Raw genomic sequence first — 19169 nt, forward strand, 5'->3', positions numbered from 1 at the left:
TTATGCACTGTAAACTTCTTTGCCCGCGATATAGGTCGCGGCAATGGCGCGGTCGTCGGCCAAAGTCATTTGGATGAACAGCACTTCCTCCAAGCTCTTCGCGTAGCGCATGCGGTATTCGATGATCGGCGTCGATTTTAGGTTGATAACCGCCAAATCCGCTTCCATGCCCGGCTCGATGCTGCCGATTGTGCCGGCCAGCCCCAAGGCTTCGGCCGTGCCGCGTCCGGCAAGATAGAAGCTGTGCAGCGAGCTGTACGGCGTGCCGTTCATCTGAGCGGCTTTGTAGGCTTCGTTCATGGTTTGCAGAATGGAAAAGCTGGTACCCGCACCCAAATCCGTTGCCAGGCCGACATGGACGGGGTGTTGTTCCGATTCCAGTTTTTTCACGTTCAGACAGCCCGATCCCAAAAAGAAGTTGGAGGTCGGACAGTACACCACCGATGCGCCCGTTTCGTTGAACACGCCCAATTCGCGGTCGGTCAGATGGATGTCGTGGCCGTAGATAGCGCGGCGACGCATCAGGCCGTAGCGGGCATAGGCGTCGGTGTAGTCTTTCGCTTCGGAACACAATTCTTTTACCCACGCGACTTCGTTGACGTTTTCGGAAACGTGCGACTGAATCAGCATATCGGGATTTTCCTGCGCCAACGCGCCGATCATTTCCATCTGTTCGGGTGTCGAAGTGGGCACGAAACGCGGCGTAATGACATATTCCGCGCGGCCTTTGCCGTGCCATCTGCCGATCAGCGCTTTGGATTCGTCGTAGGCGCGCTGCGGCGTGTCCAGCAGGGCGGCAGGAGCGTTTCTGTCCATGCACACTTTACCCGCCATAATCCGCATATCGTATTTCGCCGCCGCCTCAAAAACCGCATCGACCGACTGCGGAAAAACCGTGCAGTAAACGGTTGACGAAGTCACGCCGTTACGCACCTGCTCGCGCAGAAACACTTCCGCCACTTCGTCGGCATGCTCTTTGTTTTTAAAGCCCTGCTCTGCGATAAATGTATAGTTGTTCAGCCATTCGATTAACTGTTCTCCGTAGGCTGCGATGATTTCCGTTTGCGGATAGTGGACATGGCAGTCGATAAAGCCGGGAACAATCAGGCTGTCCGCATATCTTTTGACAGGCACGCCGTCCAACTCGGGCAAAATCTTATCCGCCGCGCCCGCTTTGACAATCTTTCCGTTTTCCATCACCACCACGGCATCGGACTCATAAACCAAGCAATCTTCCATATCATGAAAAAACGGGTCTTTGCGAAAAGAAAGCATCGCACCGCGTATCGCAGTTTTTATACTCATAACATTCTCCTACTAAAATTTACACTTCGATTTATTTGCACAAATCAATTTGTGTGATTTAATTACACTATTAATAATGTAATATACATAAGAAGGAAAATGCCATGGGTTTATTGGCAAAAAGAACAGTCACTTTTATGATTTATTTTATTTCCAGATATAAATCAAATACAAATTAGAAAAAATTATTCCAACAAAATAAAATTTCAAAAATAATCCGATATTAATATGGATGTTTCTTTTACATTTGTTGATAAAGGTCAAATAGTGCAGTAGCCGTCAATAACGGCTCTCATTTCAGATTGAAATAAAAAAAGAAAAGGGCTATCCTGCGTTTGCCGGACATTACCGGCACGGCTTTTTTCCTAAACCCAGTCATTTGAGGAGATAGTTTATGACTGCCAAAAACCTGAATGTGTTTGACAAAGAATACGGATTGCTGATCAACGGCGAATGGACGAAGCCCGGTGCGCTTTTGGAATCGTATAACCCCGCCAACAACGAAGTGCTGGCCAAATTCACCGACGCAACCGATGCCGATGTCGATGCCGCCGTGGCCGCCGCGCAGCAGGCGTTTAAAAGCTGGCGCAAAACCACCGCCGCCGAGCGCGCCGCCATTCTGAACAAAATCGCCGACGTAATTGACGAAAACGCCGAGCTGTTTGCCTTGCAGGAAACGCTGGACAACGGCAAACCCATCCGCGAAACCCGCGCCGCCGACATCCCGCTTGCTTCCGACCACTTCCGCTATTTTGCGGGCGTGATTCGCGGCGAAGAGGGCACCTGCAACCAAATCGATCAGGAAGACCTGTCCATCGTCTTGCGCGAACCCATCGGCGTGGTCGGCCAGATTATCCCGTGGAACTTCCCCTTCCTGATGGCCGCCTGGAAAATCGCCCCCGCGCTGGCTGCCGGCTGCACCATCGTTATCCACCCCTCGTCCAGCACCTCATTGAGCCTCTTGTCGTTTGCCCAAAAAATCAACCATCTGCTGCCCAAAGGCGTGCTCAACGTCATCACAGGGCGCGGCAGCAAATCGGGCGAATACATGCTGCACCACAAAGGCTTCAACAAACTGGCCTTTACCGGCTCCACCGAAATCGGCCGCCGCATCGGCATCGCCGCCGCCGAAATGCTGATTCCCGCCACGCTCGAACTGGGTGGCAAATCGGCCAACATCTTCTTCGACGACATGCCGTTTGACAAAGCACTCGAAGGCGCGCAAAAAGGCATTCTGTTCAACCAAGGCCAAGTCTGCTGCGCCGGTTCGCGCATCTTCGTACAGGAAGGCATTTACGATAAATTCGTCGCCGCGCTGGCCGAAGAGTTCAAAAAAGTCAAAGTCGGCCTGCCGTGGGAAGACGACACCCAAATGGGCGCGCAAGTCAGCGCAGGCCAGCTTGAAACCATTTTGAAATACGTCAAAATCGGCGAACAGGAAGGCTGCCGCATCATCACTGGCGGCAAAAAAGTCGAAGGCACGCTGGGTAACGGCGAGTTCCTCGAACCGACCCTGATCGAAGCACCCGACAACAGAGGCCGCGTCGCACAGGAAGAAATCTTCGGCCCGGTGGCCACGGTTATCAAATTCAAAACCGAAGAAGAAGTTATCGCTATGGCCAACGACAGCGAATACGGCTTGGGCGGCGCGGTATGGAGTAAAGACATCAACCGCTGCCTGCGCGTCTCCAATGCGTTGGAAACCGGCCGCGTGTGGATCAACTGCTACAACCGACTGCCCGCAGGCGCGCCGTTTGGCGGCTACAAAACCTCCGGCATCGGCCGCGAGACTCACAAAATGATGCTCGCCGCCTACACCCAGGTGAAAAACATCTACATCAGCGCCCGCGAAGAGCGCGAAGGTTTGTACTGATCCGCAATGTAACCGTGTAATCGCCGCATAAGGCCGAAGGCCGTCTGAACGCTGTTTCAAACGGCCTTTTTTGTGACTCAAACACGCGGAACGCATTCGGCGGCATGGGCATCGGAGACCGTCTGAAAGCGAAGCTTCAACGAAGTTAAAAACCGAAATCTTTGCCCGACTCCGAATCTGCCCGAATGCCGCCAACGTTGTGCAGAGGGTTCAAACTGTCTTTCAGACGGCCTTTTTGTCTTCCCAACACACAACCGCATTCGGCGGCGCAAAAATCGGAGGCCGTCTGAAACCCGAACGGTTTTCAGACGGCCTTTACGCGACATGACTGTTTGCCCAAGCCGTTCAGTCATGTAGGTCGGGCATTCATGCCCGACATTTTCCGTTTTGTTTTTTTTAATCCTTGTCGGGCATGAATGCCCGACCTACGCTTCCCCATCTGCTTTTTTAACTTCATTGAGGCTTCGCTTTCAGAAACGTCATTCCCGCGCTGATGCTCCGAAGGGCTACAGGCAGAACGGCCTCTGTCTGCCCGCACGTTTTCGCAACCCCAATCCGCGCGCGCCATCTGCATTCATTCCGCAACGGCAAAGGCCGTCTGGAAACCCGTAACACAGGTTTTCAGACGGCCTCCGATGGCGTCTGAAAGCAGCTGTCTCATTTACCCAAGCCGTTCAGTTTTTTAATCACCTGCGGCGTATCCAGGCCGTAGCGGAACATATCGTTGGCCTGCCAGAGGTAGATTTTGCCGTTTTTGGCGGCGTTTGTGGCGGCGATTTCGGGGCGCTCGGCGAATTGTTTGACCGAGCCGATCATGGCGGTGTTGTGGTCGGCGATGATGATGATGTCGGGCTTGGCGGCAATCCACGCTTCGCGGCTCATGGGTTTGAGGCCGTCGATGGCGGCGGCGGCGTTGATGCCGCCGGCGCGGCGGATGATTTCGTCGGCGGCGGTGTTTTTACCCGACACGATGCGGCCGTCGTAGCTGAAGAGGTAGCGTTTGCCGTTGGCCGGCTGCTGCGTCATGCCCGCCTGCCAACTTGCGGCGATTTTGTCGGCCTGCGCTTTTTTGCCGATAAGCTCGCCGACGCGGCGGATGCTTTGCGGATATGCGGCGATGCTGTCGTCGGGCGCGACGTTGACGGCGTTGATGCCCGCTTTTTTCAGGTGCTCGAAAATGCTTGCCGGCTGCGCCATCCACGAGCCGATGGCGATGTCGGGCTTCGCGGCGGCGATGGGTTCGACGGTGAGGCGGCGGTGTACGCCGATGCTGGGTTTGCCTTTGAGGGCGGGGTTTTGCACGGTTTGGTCTTTGCCGACAATTTCGTCGAGCGAGCCGAGGGCGACGACCACGTCGGCCACGTCGGGGGTGAGCACGACAATGCGCTGCGCCTGCGCCTGGGCGGCGAGGGCAAGCATCATGGCAAGGGCGGGAAGTATGGTTTTCACGGGGTTTCCTTTGCGGGATGGGTTGGGAAATCGGGTTTCAGACGGCCTTTTGTCCGTTTGCGAGAGTAAAGGCCGTCTGAAAAGCCTTTCAGACGGCCTTTCTCCCTTTAAAACTTGATATGCACGCCTGCGGCGATGTTGCGGCCGCTGTCGGTATACAAATCGTTGAAGGCACTGGATTTGAGTCCGGCCACGTCGGCGTGCTGCCAGTATTTTTTGTTGCCGAGGTTGTAGACGGTGGCGCTCAGTTCGACGTTTTTCACGGGTTTGTACCAGGCGCCGACGTCCCATACGCCGTAGCCGGGGGTTTTGAACACGTCGTCGCTGCTGACGCGGTTTTGTTTGGCCGCCCAGCGCAGCTTGGTACCCGCGCCCCATTTTTCCTGCGCGTAGTCGATGCCGATTACGCCGTTGAGCGGGTGGGCGGAGTCGAGCGGGCTGCCGTCGGCCTGTTTGCCGCGCATCCAGGCGATGCTGCCGTTTGCCTGCCAGTGGTCGGCGAAGGTGTAGGCGGCGGCGGCTTCGAGGCCGTAGGTGCGGACGCGGTCGAGGTTTTGGTACTGGTATTGCAGGATGGGGCGGCCGCCGATGATGGCGGTGCCGATTTGGGTTTGGTCGATGAAGTTTTTGTAGCGGTTGTAGAAGGCGGTGACCTGCGCTTTGGCGCGTTCCCCTTTGAACTTCATGCCCAGTTCGAAGCTGTTGGAGCGCTCGGATTTGAGGTTGGCGTTGGGCACGATGGCGTAGCCGTAAGTGGTGTTGGCGAAGGCCATGGTGGCGCTGTCAAACGGCGGGGTGCGGAAGCCCTGCGAGTAGGTGGCAAAACCGGTGAATTTGTCGCCCAGCGGCACGCTCAGGCGCAGGCTGGGGGTGACGGCGGAATCGCTGAACTCGGGCATATCGGCGCTGTTGGGATTGGCGTTGCGGTAGGCGTCGTCGACGGTGGTGGAGAGCTTGTCTTTTTCGTAGCGCAGCGCGGGGGTGAGAACGATGCCGTTGTTGAAGGTCAGGCTGTCCTGCACATAGAGGCTGAAGGTTTTGCGCGTGCTGTCGGGGAAGGTTTTGTTGGGGAAGAGGCTGCCGGCGTAAATTTTGCTGACTGTGCCGGTGGTGTGGTTGACGGTGAGGCTGTCGCGCGGGCGGGCGGTTTTGGTGTGCTTGTATTCGGCGCCGGCGACGACGGTTTGCTTCACCGCGCCGTCAAACGCCCACACGCCGCGCGTGGTCAGGCCGCGGATGGTTTGGTTGAAGCCGTAGTCGGAATAGCGCGTGCTGCTGCTGGCGGTGCCCATGCGGACGGTGGTGCTGCTGTCGACGGCGTCGTCTTCGTTGCGCATTTTCTGTTGGTAAAGTGTGACGTTGGCTTCTTTCAGACGGCCTTCGCCGGTGTAGCGGTAGCCCGCTTCGATGCGCTGGCGGCGGATGCGGTCGTGCGCTTCGCTGCTTGTGGTGCGGGTGGTGACCGGCCCGTAGGAGGCCGTGCCCAGGCCGTTGGCGAGGACGGTGTCGTTTTTGCGGTAGAAACGCTCGTACAGCGTTTCAAAGCGGTGGCTCTCATTGCCGACGCTGCCTTTGGCGAGGATGTTGTAGGCGCTGTTGTTCTGCGGGTTGGAGGCGGTGCGCGCGGTGGAATAGCTTTTGTCCTTGCCCATGTTTTCGGTTTCGTGGCCGTGGCGGCGCGTGAGCATCAGCAAACCTTCGGCGTTTTCATGGAAACCGGCGGCGGTGGCGGTGACGCCGTGGCTGCGGTCGCGGCTGCGGTAGCCGTATTTCAGGCCGAAGTAGCCGCGTTTTTCCGCATCGACGAAATCGCGCGGCGAGTAGGTCACCATATTCACCACGCCGCCGAGCGCGTCGCTGCCGTAGAGCGCGGAATACGGGCCTTTGACGATGTCGACCTGGCGCAGGGTGTCGGCTTCGACCATGTCGCGGCCGGACACCGCGCCGTTGGTGCCGCCGCCTTCGTAGGCTTCGGGCACGCGCACGCCGTCCACCATCATCAGGATGCGGTTGCCGCCGATGCCGCGGATGTTGAAACCCGCGTGGCCGCGGCGGTTGTTGTCGGAGGCCACGCCCACGCCCGGCTCGTAGAGCGCGATGTCGTCGAGGTTGGCCGCTGCGGCGCGGTCGAGGATTTTGCGGGTTATCACCGACACGTTCGGCGCGGCTTTGTCGAGCGTTTGCGCGTTGCGGTCGGCGGTGACGACCACGGTGTCCAAATCGTTTTGCGAAACGGTTTCTGCCAAAAGCGGGGTAGAAAAAAGCGCGGCGACGGCGCAGGCCAGGAATTTGGGTTTCATGTTTTTCCGTTACGAATATAATAAAAATGGTTCGTGTTTATAAACCTTGCGACGGAAAATTGCAAGCGCGGGTTAAGGGCGGTAAAGACCGGTGTACCGGGCGCTTTATGTCTGTTTCGATGTATAGTGAGCCAAAATAAAAAATCTACGGCGTTGCTGCGCCTCGCCGTACTATCTGTACTGTCTTCGGCTTGCTGCCTTGTATCTTTTTTATTTTGACTCACTATAACGGAATGAGTTTGTTCGGATTTGCCCGACGGCGCTTTCAGACGGCCTCTGCCGCGCCATACAAAAAGGCCGTCTGAAACGCCTTGTGCATTTTCAGACGGCCTTTTGCGCGCCGCTGCGGCAGTCAGGAAAAATCAAACAAATCGGGCTGCGCCGTTTCGCCGGTCACGCGCACGTCGGCCTCGCCCTCGGCAAAAGTGATGTGCAGTGTCTGCCCCTGTTTGAGCAGCGCGGCGTCGCGCACGACCTGGCCGCGCCCGTTTTTCACCACGGAAAAACCGCGTGCCAGAATGTGCTGCGGCGACACGGCGTCCAACAGCGCGGCCTGTTTTTCCAAACGCTGCCGTTTCGCCGCCGACAGCAGGGCGAAGTTGCGCGACAAGGCCGTCTGAAAAGCGTTCAGACGGCCTTTTGCCGCCGCCGCATCGGGGCGGGCGTGTTGCAGCAGCAGGCTCTGCCGCGCCAGCGTTTCCCCTTGCAGGCGCAGGTTGGCACGCATGGCGGCGGACAGCCTTTGCGCGAGGACGGCGGTTTGCCCGCGCTGCGCGTCTAGTTTCTGGCGCGGGTGGCGGATTTGGCGGGCAAACCAGTCGACGCGCTGGCTGGCATCGTGGTAACGCTGCGTCAGCGCATCTTTCAGACGGCCTTCGGCCTGCGCCAGCTTGTGCAGCAGCTCGGTGCGGTTGGGCGACACCAGCTCGGCGGCGGCGGTGGGCGTGGGCGCGCGCACGTCGGCGGCAAAGTCGGTGAGGGTGAAATCGGTTTCGTGGCCGACGCCGCTGACCACGGGAATGCGGCAGGCGGCGACGGCGCGGACGACGGCTTCTTCGTTAAACGACCACAAATCCTCAATGCTGCCGCCGCCCCGGCAGACGATTAGCACGTCGCATTCGCCGCGCTCCGATGCCGCGTTTACGGCACGGGCAAGCTGCGCCGCGCTGTCCGCGCCCTGCACGGCGGCGGGATAAAGGATAACGGGAATGTCGGGCGCGCGGCGGCGCAGGGTGGTGAGCACGTCGCGCAGGGCGGCGGCGGCGGGGCTGGTGACGATGCCGATGCGCTGCGGATGCGCGGGCAGCGGCCGCTTGTTTGCTGCGGCGAACAAGCCTTCGGCCTGCAAGGCGGCTTTCAGTTTTTCGTAGGCTTCGTAGAGCCGCCCCAAGCCTTTGAGGCGCAAATCGTTCACCGTAATCTGAAATTCGCCGCGCGCCTCGTAAATGGAAATGCGGCCGCTCACTTCGACATGGTCGCCCTCTTTCAGGGCGGCAAACCGCTGCGCCGTGCCCTTGAACATGGCGCAGCGCACTTGGGCGCGGCTGTCTTTGAGCGAGAAATAATAATGCCCGCTGGCGGCGCGGGTGAGGTTGGACACTTCGCCCGCCACCCACAGGCCGGAGAGCTTGTCTTCCAGCAGCATTTTGGCGGCGGCGTTGAGTTCGGAAACGGACAGGGCGGCGGGTGCGAACAAATCGGACATGGCTTCGGGCGGCGGCAAAAGTGGCGGATTATACGGGAAAACGGCAGGCGGCTATAATGCGCGGCCTGCGCCGCCTGACCCCGGTTTTTCAGACGGCCTCATTATGTTTTTTCCCACGGAGAACAAGCACCATGAAACCCCGCCTTTCCGCCCTGCTCTGCGCCCTCGTCTGCCTGCCCGCCTTTGCCGCACCGCAGGAAAAAACCGTTTCCTCCGAATGCCACACCGTGATGCGCGATGCCGTGCTGCTGCAAAGCGCCTTCATCTTCTGCCCGCAAGAAATGTCGGCGGCAGCGGGCGGCTTGGGCAAGCTGGCAGACATCTACAAGCAGCTCGACGCGCCGGTGAGAGCCTGCGAGCAAAAATACGGCCGCCTGTCCGAGCAAAACGATATCGTCCGCAGCATCCCCGGCCTCATCGACCTCCTCGACACGGTGAAAATGGCCGACATGAAAGCGCCAAGCCCCGCCCTGCAAAAAAAAGCCGCCGCCTACTGCGCCGCGCAGAATGAGGAAATCGTCCGCGTTATCGGCCGACGCAAATAAGGGCGGAGGCCGTCTGAAATATGCGTTCAGAAACGTCATTCCCGCGAAGGCGGGAACGGCCTCATTCTGTTTTTCCCCCAAGAGAACAAGTGCCATGAAACCCCGCCTTGCCGCCCTGCTCTGCGCCCTCGTCTGCCTGCCCGCCTTTGCCGCGCCGCAGGAAACAACCGTTTCCGCCGAATGCCGCGCCGTGATGCGCGATGCCGTGCTGCTCAAAAGCGCGGAAACCTTCTGTTTTAAAGAAACCGTGGCGGCAACGGGCGGCTTGGGCAAGCTGGCAGACATCTACAAGCAGCTCGACGCGCCGGTGAAAGCCTGCGAGCAAAAATACGGCCGCCCGTCGCCGCAAAGCGCCATCGTCCGCAGCATTCCCGGCCTCGCCGATCTGCTCGGCATGGTTTGGACGGCCGGCCTGAATGCACCCACCGCCCCGCTGCACGCCAAAGCCGAAACCTACTGCGCCGCACAGAACGCGGAAATTGTCCGCGTTGTCGGCAAATACAAATAACAGAGGAGGCCGTCTGAAAGCCCGTTTTGTGCTTTCAGACAGCCTCCTTTATGCCGCTCCAAGCATTCAGGCCGTCTGAAAACGAAGTTTCAACGAAGTTAAAACCGTTTTTCAAATATCTATTATCTGTCTTCCCGCACCCGCCCAAAGTCATGCCCGTCTCCCGCCGCCAGTTTCTCGTTTCCGCCGCCGCCCTCGCTGCCGCTTCCGCCGCATCGTGGCAGACATGGCGGCATTTGAACCGCCTGCCGCCGGTCAGCGTCCGCCGCCCGGGTCTGCCGCCCGGCCACCTGCTGCGCGACGGCATGCTGGCGGAGGGCACGGACAGGCCGCCCTCACACCGCTGCGGCACGCTCATTCTCGGCAGCGGCGCGGCGGCGCTCTCGGCGCTGTGGTATCTCGTGCGAAACGGCCACCGCGACATCCTGCTGGCCGAAGGCTTGGAGCGCAACGGCAACAACGCGGGCTTTTACGATGCGGAGCTGGCCGCGCCGACGGGCGCGCACTATCTCGCCCTGCCCCCGCCGGAAAGCGTGTATGTCCGCCTGATGCTCGACGATCTCGGCATCATGCAAAACGGTGTGTTCAACGAAACGGATTTGGTGTACGCGCCGCAGGAGCGGCTGTGGTATCGCGGCAAATGGCAGGAAAGCCTGCTGCCGCAGCAGGACGCCGACAGCCGCCGTTTTTTCGCCCTCACAGGCCGTCTGAAAACCGCGTGCGGCCGCGACGGACGCAAGATTTTCGCCATTCCCGTCGCCCTGTCTTCGCAAGACGGAGAATGGCGGCGGCTCGACCGCCTGACCTTCGCGCAGTGGCTCGCACGCGAGGGCTACCGCTCTCCCTCCCTGCTCTGGTATCTCGACTACTGCTGCCGCGACGACTACGGGCGCGGCATTGCCGACGTATCGGCCTTTGCAGGACTGCATTATTTCTGCGCGCGCGGGCTGCACGCCGACGCGGTGCTGACCTGGCCGGACGGTTTGGCGCACGTTTCCGAAGCGCTGCGGCGGCATTGCGGCCTGCAAACGCTCGCGGCGCTGCCCGCAGCCGCTCAATGGCGTTTTACCGCGCCCGCAGCTTGGGACGGGGCTGCGGTGAAAATCGAAGAGCGCGAAGACGGCGCGGCGGTGTGGCTGCGCGGCAATGCCGACGGCAAAACCGTGGCGGTGCTCGCGCGGCACGTTGTCTGCGCCATGCCGCTGTCGGTGGCGGCGCACATCGTGGCAGACGCGCCGCGCTACGGCCTGAGGCCGTCTGAAAGCGCGCCGTGGCTGGTGGGCAATTTCGTCCTCAACCGTTTCCCCGCCGAACCAAACGGCAGCGGTTTGGCATGGGACAACGTGGTATACGGCAGCCCGCATTTGGGCTACGTTGCCGCGGGCAACCAGCTGATCCGCACCGCCAAGCCGCCGCGCACGGTGTTCACGTCCTACACCGCGCCCGTGCACGACACGCCGCGCAAGGTCCGCCGCTACCTGCTCGATGCCGACGCCGGCGAATTGCTGGCTTTGGCCGCCGCCGACCTTACCGCCGTATACGGCAGCGGCTTTTGGCGCCATGTGGAGCGCGTTTCCCTCACCGTGCGCGGCCACGGCATGGCGGTTCCCCGCCCGGGCTACCTCGACGCCGCCCCGCCGCAAACCGGCCGCCGCTCCGCCCTCTTCTTCGCCCACAGCGACATGAGCGGCTATTCGGTATTCGAGGAAGCGGCCTATTGGGGCGTGGAAGCGGCAAAACGGATATTGGAGGCCGTCTGAAAGGGCAGAGGCCGTCTGAAAAAACGGAAAGGAAGTAGCCACACGCCGCGTTTTAACGTAATCTCACGTTCCCTCTCCATTTCCTAACGCAAACGCCATGCCCGTTTACAACCACGCCGCCGCCTACACGGCCTTTCAGGATTTCTACCGCGAAGCGCTCGAAGGCAACCCGCTCTACGGCCATCTTGCCGAAGCGCTGAAAAACCCCGAAGCGCTGCCCGAAGCCGCCTACCGCGCCGCCGTGGCCGATCTGCACGAATTCGAGCGCGAGTGTTTTCAGACGGCCTATGCCCGCCTGAACGCGCTCTCCGACGGCCACGCCTGCGATGTGATCAGCCCCAACGATTTTTTCTTCTTCCGCACGCAGTTTGGCGGGGAATAAAGCGCCGCACGCATTCCGAACGGGTTGTCAGGCCGTCTGAAAAGCATCCGTTTTTTCAGACGGCCTGATTTCAGACGGCCCGAACAGCCGCCGCACGCTATAATCCCGCCCCTTTTGCATCCGAGCGAAACAGATTTATGCAGACACCCCCCCTCCCCTCCCCCGCGCAGGAATTCCGGCGCGGCATCCGCGACTGCCTGCCCATCATCATCGGCATGCTGCCCTTCGCCCTGATTCTCGGCATACAGGGCGCGCAAAAAGGCATGAGCGTGGTCGAAATGCCGCTGATGACCGGCCTGAACTTCGCCGGCGGCTCGGAATTCGCCACCGTCGGCCTGTGGGCAAAACCGCTGCCCATACTGCTGATTGTCGGCGTTACCTTTATGATCAACACGCGCCACATCCTGATGGGCGCGGCGCTCGCCCCCTATATCCGCCATCTGCCGATGAAAAAAGTGCTGCCCGCCCTTTTTCTGATGACCGACGAGAGCTGGGCGATGGCGATGGCCGACATCCGCAAGCGCAAAGACGCGGGGCTGGCGCTGTTCAGCCTGCAATACTATTTGGGCGTGAGCCTGACGCTGTATGTGGTGTGGGTGATTACTTCCGCCGTCGGCGCGGCTGTCGGCCCGGTGCTGGGCGATGTGGCCGCGTGGGGCTTCGGCATGGCCTTTCCCGCCGTGTTCCTCGTGCTGCTGCGCGGCATGTGGAAAGGCTGGCGCCCCGCCCTGCCCTGGCTCGTCAGCCTGATTGCCGCCGCCGCGGTCTACCGCACGACAAAAGGCGCGTGGTACGTTCCCGCCGGCACCGCCGCCGGATTGCTGACGGCCTATTTCCAAGGGAAGGACGCATGATTTCCCTTGATTCCGTCCTCGTTATCCTCGGCATGCTGATGGCAACATACAGCACGCGGCTGATCGGTTTTTTCGCCCTGCGCAACCGCACGCTGGGCAAACGTGCCGCCAAAGTGATGGACGCCGCGCCCGGCTGCGTGCTGATTGCCGTGATCGCCCCCTACTTCGCCTCCGACAAACCGCACGAGCTGATTGCCGTTGCCGTTACCGTGCTCGCCGCCAGCCGCCTGCCCATGCTGCCGACCGTGCTGATTGCCGTCGCGACATCGGGCATACTCGGTTATCTGATGGGCTGACCGCGCACACAAAAAGGCCGTCTGAAACTTCGCTTTCAGACGGCCTCTTGCCTTTGATCCGCCGCTCACACGGCAAACACCGGCCTGCCGCCGGCAGGCACATAAGCATCCAAAAGCCGCACCCCCGCCACCCGTTTCACGCACACCGCCGCGTAAACCAGCGCCAAAACCGGCAGCCCCGCCTCCCCATGCTGCGGCGTGTCCGCCAGCGGCCAGCAGACCAGCCATTCCACCGCCTCCGTCTCAAACCCCGCCTCTTCCAAAACCGCCTTCAAACGCCCCCAAGGCAGCGTGCGGCCGCTGTTGGGAAACAGTTTTCCCTCGGCACGGTAAAGCAGCCGCCACAGCGAATGCGGATTCAGCCCGCACAACACCAGCCGCCCGTTGCCCGCCAGCACGCGCCAGGCCTCGCGGGCAAACGCTTCACAATCCCCGTTTTCAAAACCGTGCGGCACCAGCAGCAGATCCATACTCTCCGCCGCAAACGGCAGCGCGGCAAAATCCGCCATCACATCGCGGCCGACGCACGGCACGCCGTCGGTTTCCCATTGCGGCATCCCGATCTGCAAGGCCGTCTGAAAAGGCCGCACCCGCGCCATGCTCTTGAGAAAATCCCGTTCGCAGCACGCCGCATAACGCCCCACCGCACCGCGTTCGAACCAAACCGTCCAATCCATAACGCACCCTCCTTCTTGCGTCCGAAAAAACGACAAATGCTTATTCTACCCCCGATGCCCGCCCGCCGCACCATTGCACAAAAATACGACGAACGGTCTAACGCATTGAAAATTTTTACACTTGGCAAACCTTGACGCTTCATGCCTGTCAAGTTAGTATCCCGCGCTGTTCCAGCGTCCGCCGAAACCCAAATACATGAAACCGATAAAAACACTCGTCATCGCCATTACGGGCCTCTCCTTCGCCTCGGCCGCCTCCGGCCAGACCTACACCAAAAACCAAATCGGCATGGCGCTGATGCGCGCCAACACCGTCGCCCTCGACCACGGCAAAACCAAAACCGGCCACAACAGCGTCTGGGCGCATCTGCGCAGCGACTTCCGCATGAACGAAGTCAACCCCGAACTGGTGCGCCGCCACGAAAGCAAATTCGCCGCCTCCGCTGCCTATTTCAACCGCACCATCGAACGCAGCCGCCCCTACATGTACCACATCAGCCGCGAAGTGGCCAAACGCAACATGCCCGCCGAAATCGCGCTGCTGCCCTTCATCGAAAGCGCCTATGTCACCAAAGCCAAATCCACCGTCGGCGCCTCCGGCCTGTGGCAGTTCATGCCCGCCACCGGCCGCCACTACGGCCTCGAACAAACCCCGCTCTACGACGGACGCCACGACGTCTACGCCGCCACCGACGCGGCGCTGAACTACCTCGAATACCTGCACGGCCTGTTCGGCGACTGGTCGCTGGCGCTGGCCGCCTACAACTGGGGCGAAGGCAACGTCGGCCGCGCCGTCAACCGCGCCCGCGCCCAAGGCTTGGAGCCCGTTTACGAAAACCTGAAAATGCCTGCCGAAACGCGCAACTACGTGCCCAAACTGCTCGCCGTGCGCAACATCGTCAACAACCCGCAATATTTCGGCATGAACTTCGCCGACCTCGACAACAAACCCTTCTTCAAAGCCGTCGACATCGACCAACCCATCGATTTGAGCGCCGCAGTCCGCCTTTCAGGCATCAGTCAGGCCGAATTCGACGCCCTCAACCCCGCCTTCAAAACCCCCGTCTACATCCCGAAAATCGGCCGCAAGCTGCTGCTGCCCGCGTCCGCCGCCGCCACTTTCGAGCGCAACTACAAAAAAGCCGACCGCGCCACCCTGCTCTCCTGGGACGTCTACACCCCCTACGCCGACACCGACATCTCCTCCATCGCCGCCGAAACCGGCATGAGCACCGCCGAAATCAAACGCCTCAACGGCCTGAGCAAAAACAACATCGCCGCCGGCCGCAGCATCCTCGTGGCGAAAAACAACTTCAGCGGCAAAACAGGCGGCACGCCCCTCAACTTCGCCGCACTGGACACCGACACCAACCCCAACGACAACAAGCTGCAAACCGTGCCACAGATGGGTACCGCCGCCGCAGTCGCCACCGCCCAGCCCAAGCTGATGCCCGCGCCGCGAACCCTGCCCGAATCCGCGCCCGTTTTTACCCAAACCGCCCCGCAGCCTACCGTCTCCGCCACACCCGTCTTTACCGCATCGGACAAACCGGCTCCCGCCCCTGCCGCCGCTCCTGTCGATTTTACCCGCGCTGCCGCACCCGCGCTGCCTGACGATCTGACCGTCAAAACAGAACCCGCCGCTCCGGCCGCCCCCGTTGTCGAAACCGCCGCCGCTCAAACGGCCTCCCCCGTTCAGACGGCCTCAGCCGCCCCCGCGCCCGCCGCAGAAGACGGAAACAGCGATCTGATCATGAACTTCGTCCAAACTTCCGGCCTGCAACAGGCAGAGACCGCACCCGTGCAAACCGCCGAAGCCGAAGCGGCAGAACACAACCGCCAGGCCAAAGCTGCCGCCGAAGCCCGCGCCAGACAGAAACAGGCGGCCGAAGCCCGCGCCTTGGCCGCGGCCAAAGCCGCCGCACCCGGTACCCACAAAGTTGCAGACGGCGACACCCTGTTCAACATCGCCAAACGCTACGACATGAACGTGGCCGATCTTGTTGCCGCCAACAACATCAAAGGCAACACCATCCGTCAGGGGCAGATACTCAAAGTGGCCGCCTCCAAAGGCAGAGCCGCCCCCGCAGCCGTCCGCCCCGTTTCCTACACTGTCCGCCAAGGCGACACGCTGGCCGAAATCGCCCGCCGCTTCAACGTCGATGTCAAAGACGTGCGCCGCTGGAACAACAACAGCACCGTCATCCGCCCCGGACAAAACATCAGACTCCAAGGCAGCTAAACCCGCCTTCCCGTTTCAGACGGCCTGCCCGCAGCAGGCCGTCTGAATATTTTTCCCCTTCCGCAAACAGGACAACGACATGGCACAAACCGCCCCCGAAATCTTCAAAGCCTACGACATCCGCGGCATCGTCGGTCAAACCCTAACCGAAGACACCGCCCGCCTGATCGGCCGCGCCATTGCCGCACGCGCCGCCGCGCAGGGCATCGGCAGCATCGCCGTCGGCCGCGACGGCCGCCTCAGCGGCCCCGCGCTTACCGCCGCACTCTGCCGCGGCCTGACCGAAAGCGGCATCAGCGTCACCGACGTCGGCATGGTCGCCACCCCCATGCTCTACTTCGCCGCCGTAAGCGAATGCGGCGGCAGCGGCATCATGATTACCGGCAGCCACAACCCGCCCGACTACAACGGCTTCAAAATCATGCTCGGCGGCGAAACCCTCGCCGGCGAAGCCATACAGCAACTGCGCGAAACCATCGAAGAGAATGCCTTCGTCAGCGGCAGCGGCAGCATCCGCCAAACCGACACCGCAGCCGCCTACCAAAATGCCGTCACCTCCCACATCCAACTCGCGCGCCCGATGAAAATCGCCATCGACGCGGGCAACGGCATTGCCGGCGCATACGCAGGCAGCCTCTACCGCGCCCTCGGATGCGAAGTGGAAGAACTCTACTGCACCGTCGACGGCAGCTTCCCCAACCACCACCCCGACCCCGCCAAACCCGACAACCTGCGCGACCTGATTGCCGCCGTGCAAAACGGCAGCGCCGAAATCGGCCTCGCCTTCGACGGCGACGGCGACCGCCTCGGCGTCGTCACCAAAAACGGCAACATCATCTACCCCGACCGCCAGCTCATGCTCTTCGCCCGCGACGTCCTCAGCCGCAACCCGCAGGCCAAAATCATCTTCGACGTCAAATCCACCCGCCTGCTCGCCCCCTGGATACGGCAGCACGGCGGCGAACCCGTCATGGAAAAAACCGGCCACAGCTTCATCAAATCCGCCATGAAACGCAGCGGCGCCCTCTTGGCGGGCGAAATGAGCGGCCACACCTTCTTCAAAGAACGCTGGTACGGCTTCGACGACGGCATGTACGCCGGCGCCCGCCTGCTGGAAATCCTCTCCCGCAGTGCCGACCCATCCGCCGAACTCGACAGCCTGCCGCAGGCAGTGTCCACCCCCGAAATCAACATCGCCCTGCCCGCAGGCCGCAACGGCCACGACACCGTCGCCGAACTGGCCGCCGCCGCCCGCTTCGAAGGCGCACAAGACATCGTCACCATCGACGGCCTGCGCGTCGAATACCCCGACGGCTTCGGCCTGATACGCGCCTCCAACACCACCCCCGTGCTGGTGCTGCGCTTCGAAGCCGACAACCGCGACGCCATCACCCGCATCCAAAACCAGTTCAAAACCGCCCTCGCCGCCCTGCCCGACCTGGCCTGGCCGCTGTAAATCCCAGCCGCGGCAAGGCCGTCTGAAAAAACGCCCGACATTGTCGGGCGTTTTTTCAGACGGCCACTTTCAGACGGCCACTTTCAGACGGCCACTTTCAGACGGCCACTTTCAGACGGCCACTTTCAGACGGCCTCTCGGCTGCATCGGCATTTCACTCCTTCCCTGCACCAAAGCGCGGGGGAGGGTTGGGGTGGGGGTGGCGGTTTGCAAAACCGCTTAGCTGCAAACCTTACCGATTCTGTCGGAACGTTGGAAACCGTGCATCGCGGGGCGGCACATTCCCCGCTGTCGAAAATAAAAAGGCCGTCTGAAACGGTGTTCAGATGGCCTTTTGCCATTGGCGGCTGCACGGGAAACGCGTTTGCAGAAACGCCATTCCCGCATTTATGCCCCGAAGGGGTATAGGCAGGGACGGCCTTATTTTTTCAGATCGGCCAGAATTTCGTCGACGGTTTTTTTCGCGTCGCCGAAGCACATAACGCTGTTTTCGTTGAAGAACAGCGGGTTTTGCACGCCTGCGTAGCCGGTGTTCATCGAGCGTTTGAAGACGACGACTTCTTTCGCCTTCCACACTTCCAGCACGGGCATGCCGGCGATGGGCGAGTTGGGGTCGGTTTGCGCGGCGGGGTTGACGGTGTCGTTCGCGCCGATGACCAGCACCACGTCGGTTTCGGGGAAGTCGTCGTTGATTTCGTCCATTTCCAGCACGATGTCGTAGGGTACTTTGGCTTCGGCCAGGAGCACGTTCATGTGGCCGGGCAGGCGTCCGGCGACGGGGTGGATGCCGAAGCGTACTTCCGTGCCGTTTTTGCGCAGGAGCTCGGTGATTTCGGCAACGGGATACTGCGCCTGCGCCACGGCCATGCCGTAGCCCGGGGTGATGATGACGCTTTTGGCTTCTTTGAGCATGTCGGCCACTTGCGCGGGTGAGGCTTCGCGGTATTCGCCGACTTCGCCGCCGCCATCTGCCGCCGCGCCGCCGTCTGTGCCGAAGCCGCCGGCGATGACGGAGATAAAGGAGCGGTTCATCGCTTTGCACATGATGTAGGACAGAATCGCGCCGCTGCTGCCGACCAGTGCGCCGGTAACAATCAACAGGTCGTTGGAGAGCATGAAACCAGCCGCCGCCGCCGCCCAGCCCGAATACGAGTTGAGCATGGACACGACCACGGGCATGTCGGCACCGCCGATGGAGGCGACCAGATGCCAGCCGAAGGCGAAGGCGATCAGGGTCATGAGTATCAGGGCGAAGGCACCGCCGCCGTTGGACACGAACACCAGCAGCAGGATAAAGGAGACAATCAGCGCGGCGAGGTTGAGCTTGTGTTTGTGCGGCAGTTTCAGCGGCGCGCTGCTGATTTTGCCGTTGAGTTTGCCGAAGGCCACCAGCGAGCCGGTGAAGGTGACCGCGCCGATAAAGATGCCGAGGAAGACTTCGACCAGATGGATGGTTTCCATATCGGCGGAGACGCTGCCCGGTTCGATGTAGCTGTTGAAGCCGACCAGCACGGCGGCGAGGCCGACGAAGCTGTGCAGGAGGGCGATCAGTTCGGGCATTTCGGTCATTTCGACTTTTTTCGCCTTATAGATGCCGACGGCGGCACCGATCAGCATGGCGATAATGATCCAGCCGAAGCCGTGCGTGTCTTCGGCGAAGACGGTGGCAATCAGGGCGGCAGCCATGCCGGCGATACCGGCGTAGCAGCCCTGTTTGGCGGTTTCCTGTTTGGACAGTCCCGCCAGGGAAAAGACGAACAGCACGGCGGCAACGATGTAGGCCGCTGTAACGATTCCTTGGGACATGGTGGTTCTCC

At 60.9% G+C, this 19169-nt stretch carries 15 protein-coding genes; 9 read left to right on the forward strand and 6 right to left on the reverse strand.

Annotation, left to right across the window (positions count from 1 at the left end; translation table 11 throughout):
- Window positions 1–1305 carry a guanine deaminase gene (guaD, locus tag ACG2K1_RS08340; RefSeq protein ID WP_395429188.1) on the reverse strand — a complete coding sequence of 435 codons (1305 nt, stop codon included), beginning with the start codon at window positions 1303–1305 and terminating at the stop codon, window positions 1–3.
- 394 nt (window positions 1306–1699) lie between these two features.
- Here guaD and ACG2K1_RS08345 point away from each other — a divergent pair, with 394 nt between their 5' ends.
- Window positions 1700–3178, forward strand: coding sequence for an aldehyde dehydrogenase family protein (locus ACG2K1_RS08345; protein ID WP_395429189.1), 1479 nt, complete (start codon window positions 1700–1702; stop codon window positions 3176–3178).
- A gap of 657 nt (window positions 3179–3835) precedes the next feature.
- Here the strand turns inward: ACG2K1_RS08345 and ACG2K1_RS08350 are convergent.
- The 3 genes from ACG2K1_RS08350 to xseA form a co-directional block, all read right to left on the reverse strand.
- Window positions 3836–4600: a hemin ABC transporter substrate-binding protein gene (locus ACG2K1_RS08350; protein WP_009427209.1), complete on the reverse strand. Its 765-nt coding sequence runs from the start codon at window positions 4598–4600 to the stop codon at window positions 3836–3838.
- A gap of 134 nt (window positions 4601–4734) precedes the next feature.
- Window positions 4735–6927: a TonB-dependent hemoglobin/transferrin/lactoferrin family receptor gene (locus tag ACG2K1_RS08355; RefSeq protein WP_395429190.1), complete on the reverse strand. Its 2193-nt coding sequence runs from the start codon at window positions 6925–6927 to the stop codon at window positions 4735–4737.
- A 352-nt stretch (window positions 6928–7279) separates the two neighbouring features.
- On the reverse strand, window positions 7280–8632 hold the full coding sequence (gene xseA / locus ACG2K1_RS08360) for an exodeoxyribonuclease VII large subunit (protein ID WP_395429191.1): 1353 nt from the start codon (window positions 8630–8632) through the stop codon (window positions 7280–7282).
- 131 nt (window positions 8633–8763) lie between these two features.
- Between xseA and ACG2K1_RS08365 the strand changes: the two genes are divergently transcribed.
- The 6 genes from ACG2K1_RS08365 (at window position 8764) to ACG2K1_RS08390 (ending at window position 12977) form a co-directional block, all read left to right on the forward strand.
- Window positions 8764–9177 carry a hypothetical protein gene (locus ACG2K1_RS08365; RefSeq protein ID WP_395429192.1) on the forward strand — a complete coding sequence of 138 codons (414 nt, stop codon included), beginning with the start codon at window positions 8764–8766 and terminating at the stop codon, window positions 9175–9177.
- A gap of 94 nt (window positions 9178–9271) precedes the next feature.
- A complete protein-coding gene (locus ACG2K1_RS08370; RefSeq protein ID WP_395429193.1) occupies window positions 9272–9685 on the forward strand; it encodes a hypothetical protein in 414 nt (137 codons plus the stop codon).
- A 152-nt stretch (window positions 9686–9837) separates the two neighbouring features.
- The gene (locus ACG2K1_RS08375; RefSeq protein ID WP_036496627.1) at window positions 9838–11445 is read left to right on the forward strand and encodes an FAD-dependent oxidoreductase; all 1608 of its coding nucleotides are present in this window, start codon (window positions 9838–9840) and stop codon (window positions 11443–11445) included.
- Window positions 11446–11542: 97 nt separating this feature from the next.
- Window positions 11543–11827 (forward strand): hypothetical protein, encoded by a 285-nt coding sequence (locus ACG2K1_RS08380; protein ID WP_009427216.1) that lies wholly within the window; start codon window positions 11543–11545, stop codon window positions 11825–11827.
- A 137-nt stretch (window positions 11828–11964) separates the two neighbouring features.
- A complete protein-coding gene (locus ACG2K1_RS08385) occupies window positions 11965–12681 on the forward strand; it encodes an AzlC family ABC transporter permease (RefSeq protein WP_009427217.1) in 717 nt (238 codons plus the stop codon).
- The gene (locus ACG2K1_RS08390; protein WP_009427218.1) at window positions 12678–12977 is read left to right on the forward strand and encodes an AzlD family protein; all 300 of its coding nucleotides are present in this window, start codon (window positions 12678–12680) and stop codon (window positions 12975–12977) included. Before ACG2K1_RS08385 ends, ACG2K1_RS08390 begins: the two co-directional genes overlap by 4 nt.
- Window positions 12978–13042: 65 nt before the next feature.
- On the opposite strand, the gene ACG2K1_RS08395 is transcribed toward ACG2K1_RS08390, so the two are convergent.
- Window positions 13043–13654: a class I SAM-dependent methyltransferase gene (locus tag ACG2K1_RS08395; protein WP_395429194.1), complete on the reverse strand. Its 612-nt coding sequence runs from the start codon at window positions 13652–13654 to the stop codon at window positions 13043–13045.
- Window positions 13655–13850: 196 nt separating this feature from the next.
- On the opposite strand from ACG2K1_RS08395, the gene ACG2K1_RS08400 reads away from it, so the two are divergent.
- Together ACG2K1_RS08400 and ACG2K1_RS08405 are read left to right on the forward strand one after the other, a co-directional pair.
- A complete protein-coding gene (locus ACG2K1_RS08400) occupies window positions 13851–15896 on the forward strand; it encodes a LysM peptidoglycan-binding domain-containing protein (RefSeq protein ID WP_395429195.1) in 2046 nt (681 codons plus the stop codon).
- A 79-nt stretch (window positions 15897–15975) separates the two neighbouring features.
- On the forward strand, window positions 15976–17352 hold the full coding sequence (locus ACG2K1_RS08405) for a phosphomannomutase/phosphoglucomutase (RefSeq protein ID WP_009427222.1): 1377 nt from the start codon (window positions 15976–15978) through the stop codon (window positions 17350–17352).
- Between the two features lie 420 nt (window positions 17353–17772).
- Here the strand turns inward: ACG2K1_RS08405 and pntB are convergent, their stop codons facing one another.
- A complete protein-coding gene (gene pntB / locus ACG2K1_RS08410) occupies window positions 17773–19158 on the reverse strand; it encodes a Re/Si-specific NAD(P)(+) transhydrogenase subunit beta (protein ID WP_395429196.1) in 1386 nt (461 codons plus the stop codon).
- Window positions 19159–19169 lie beyond the last annotated feature (11 nt).

It is taken from the genome of Neisseria sp. 23W00296, assembly GCF_044772855.1.
GTDB lineage: Bacteria > Pseudomonadota > Gammaproteobacteria > Burkholderiales > Neisseriaceae > Neisseria.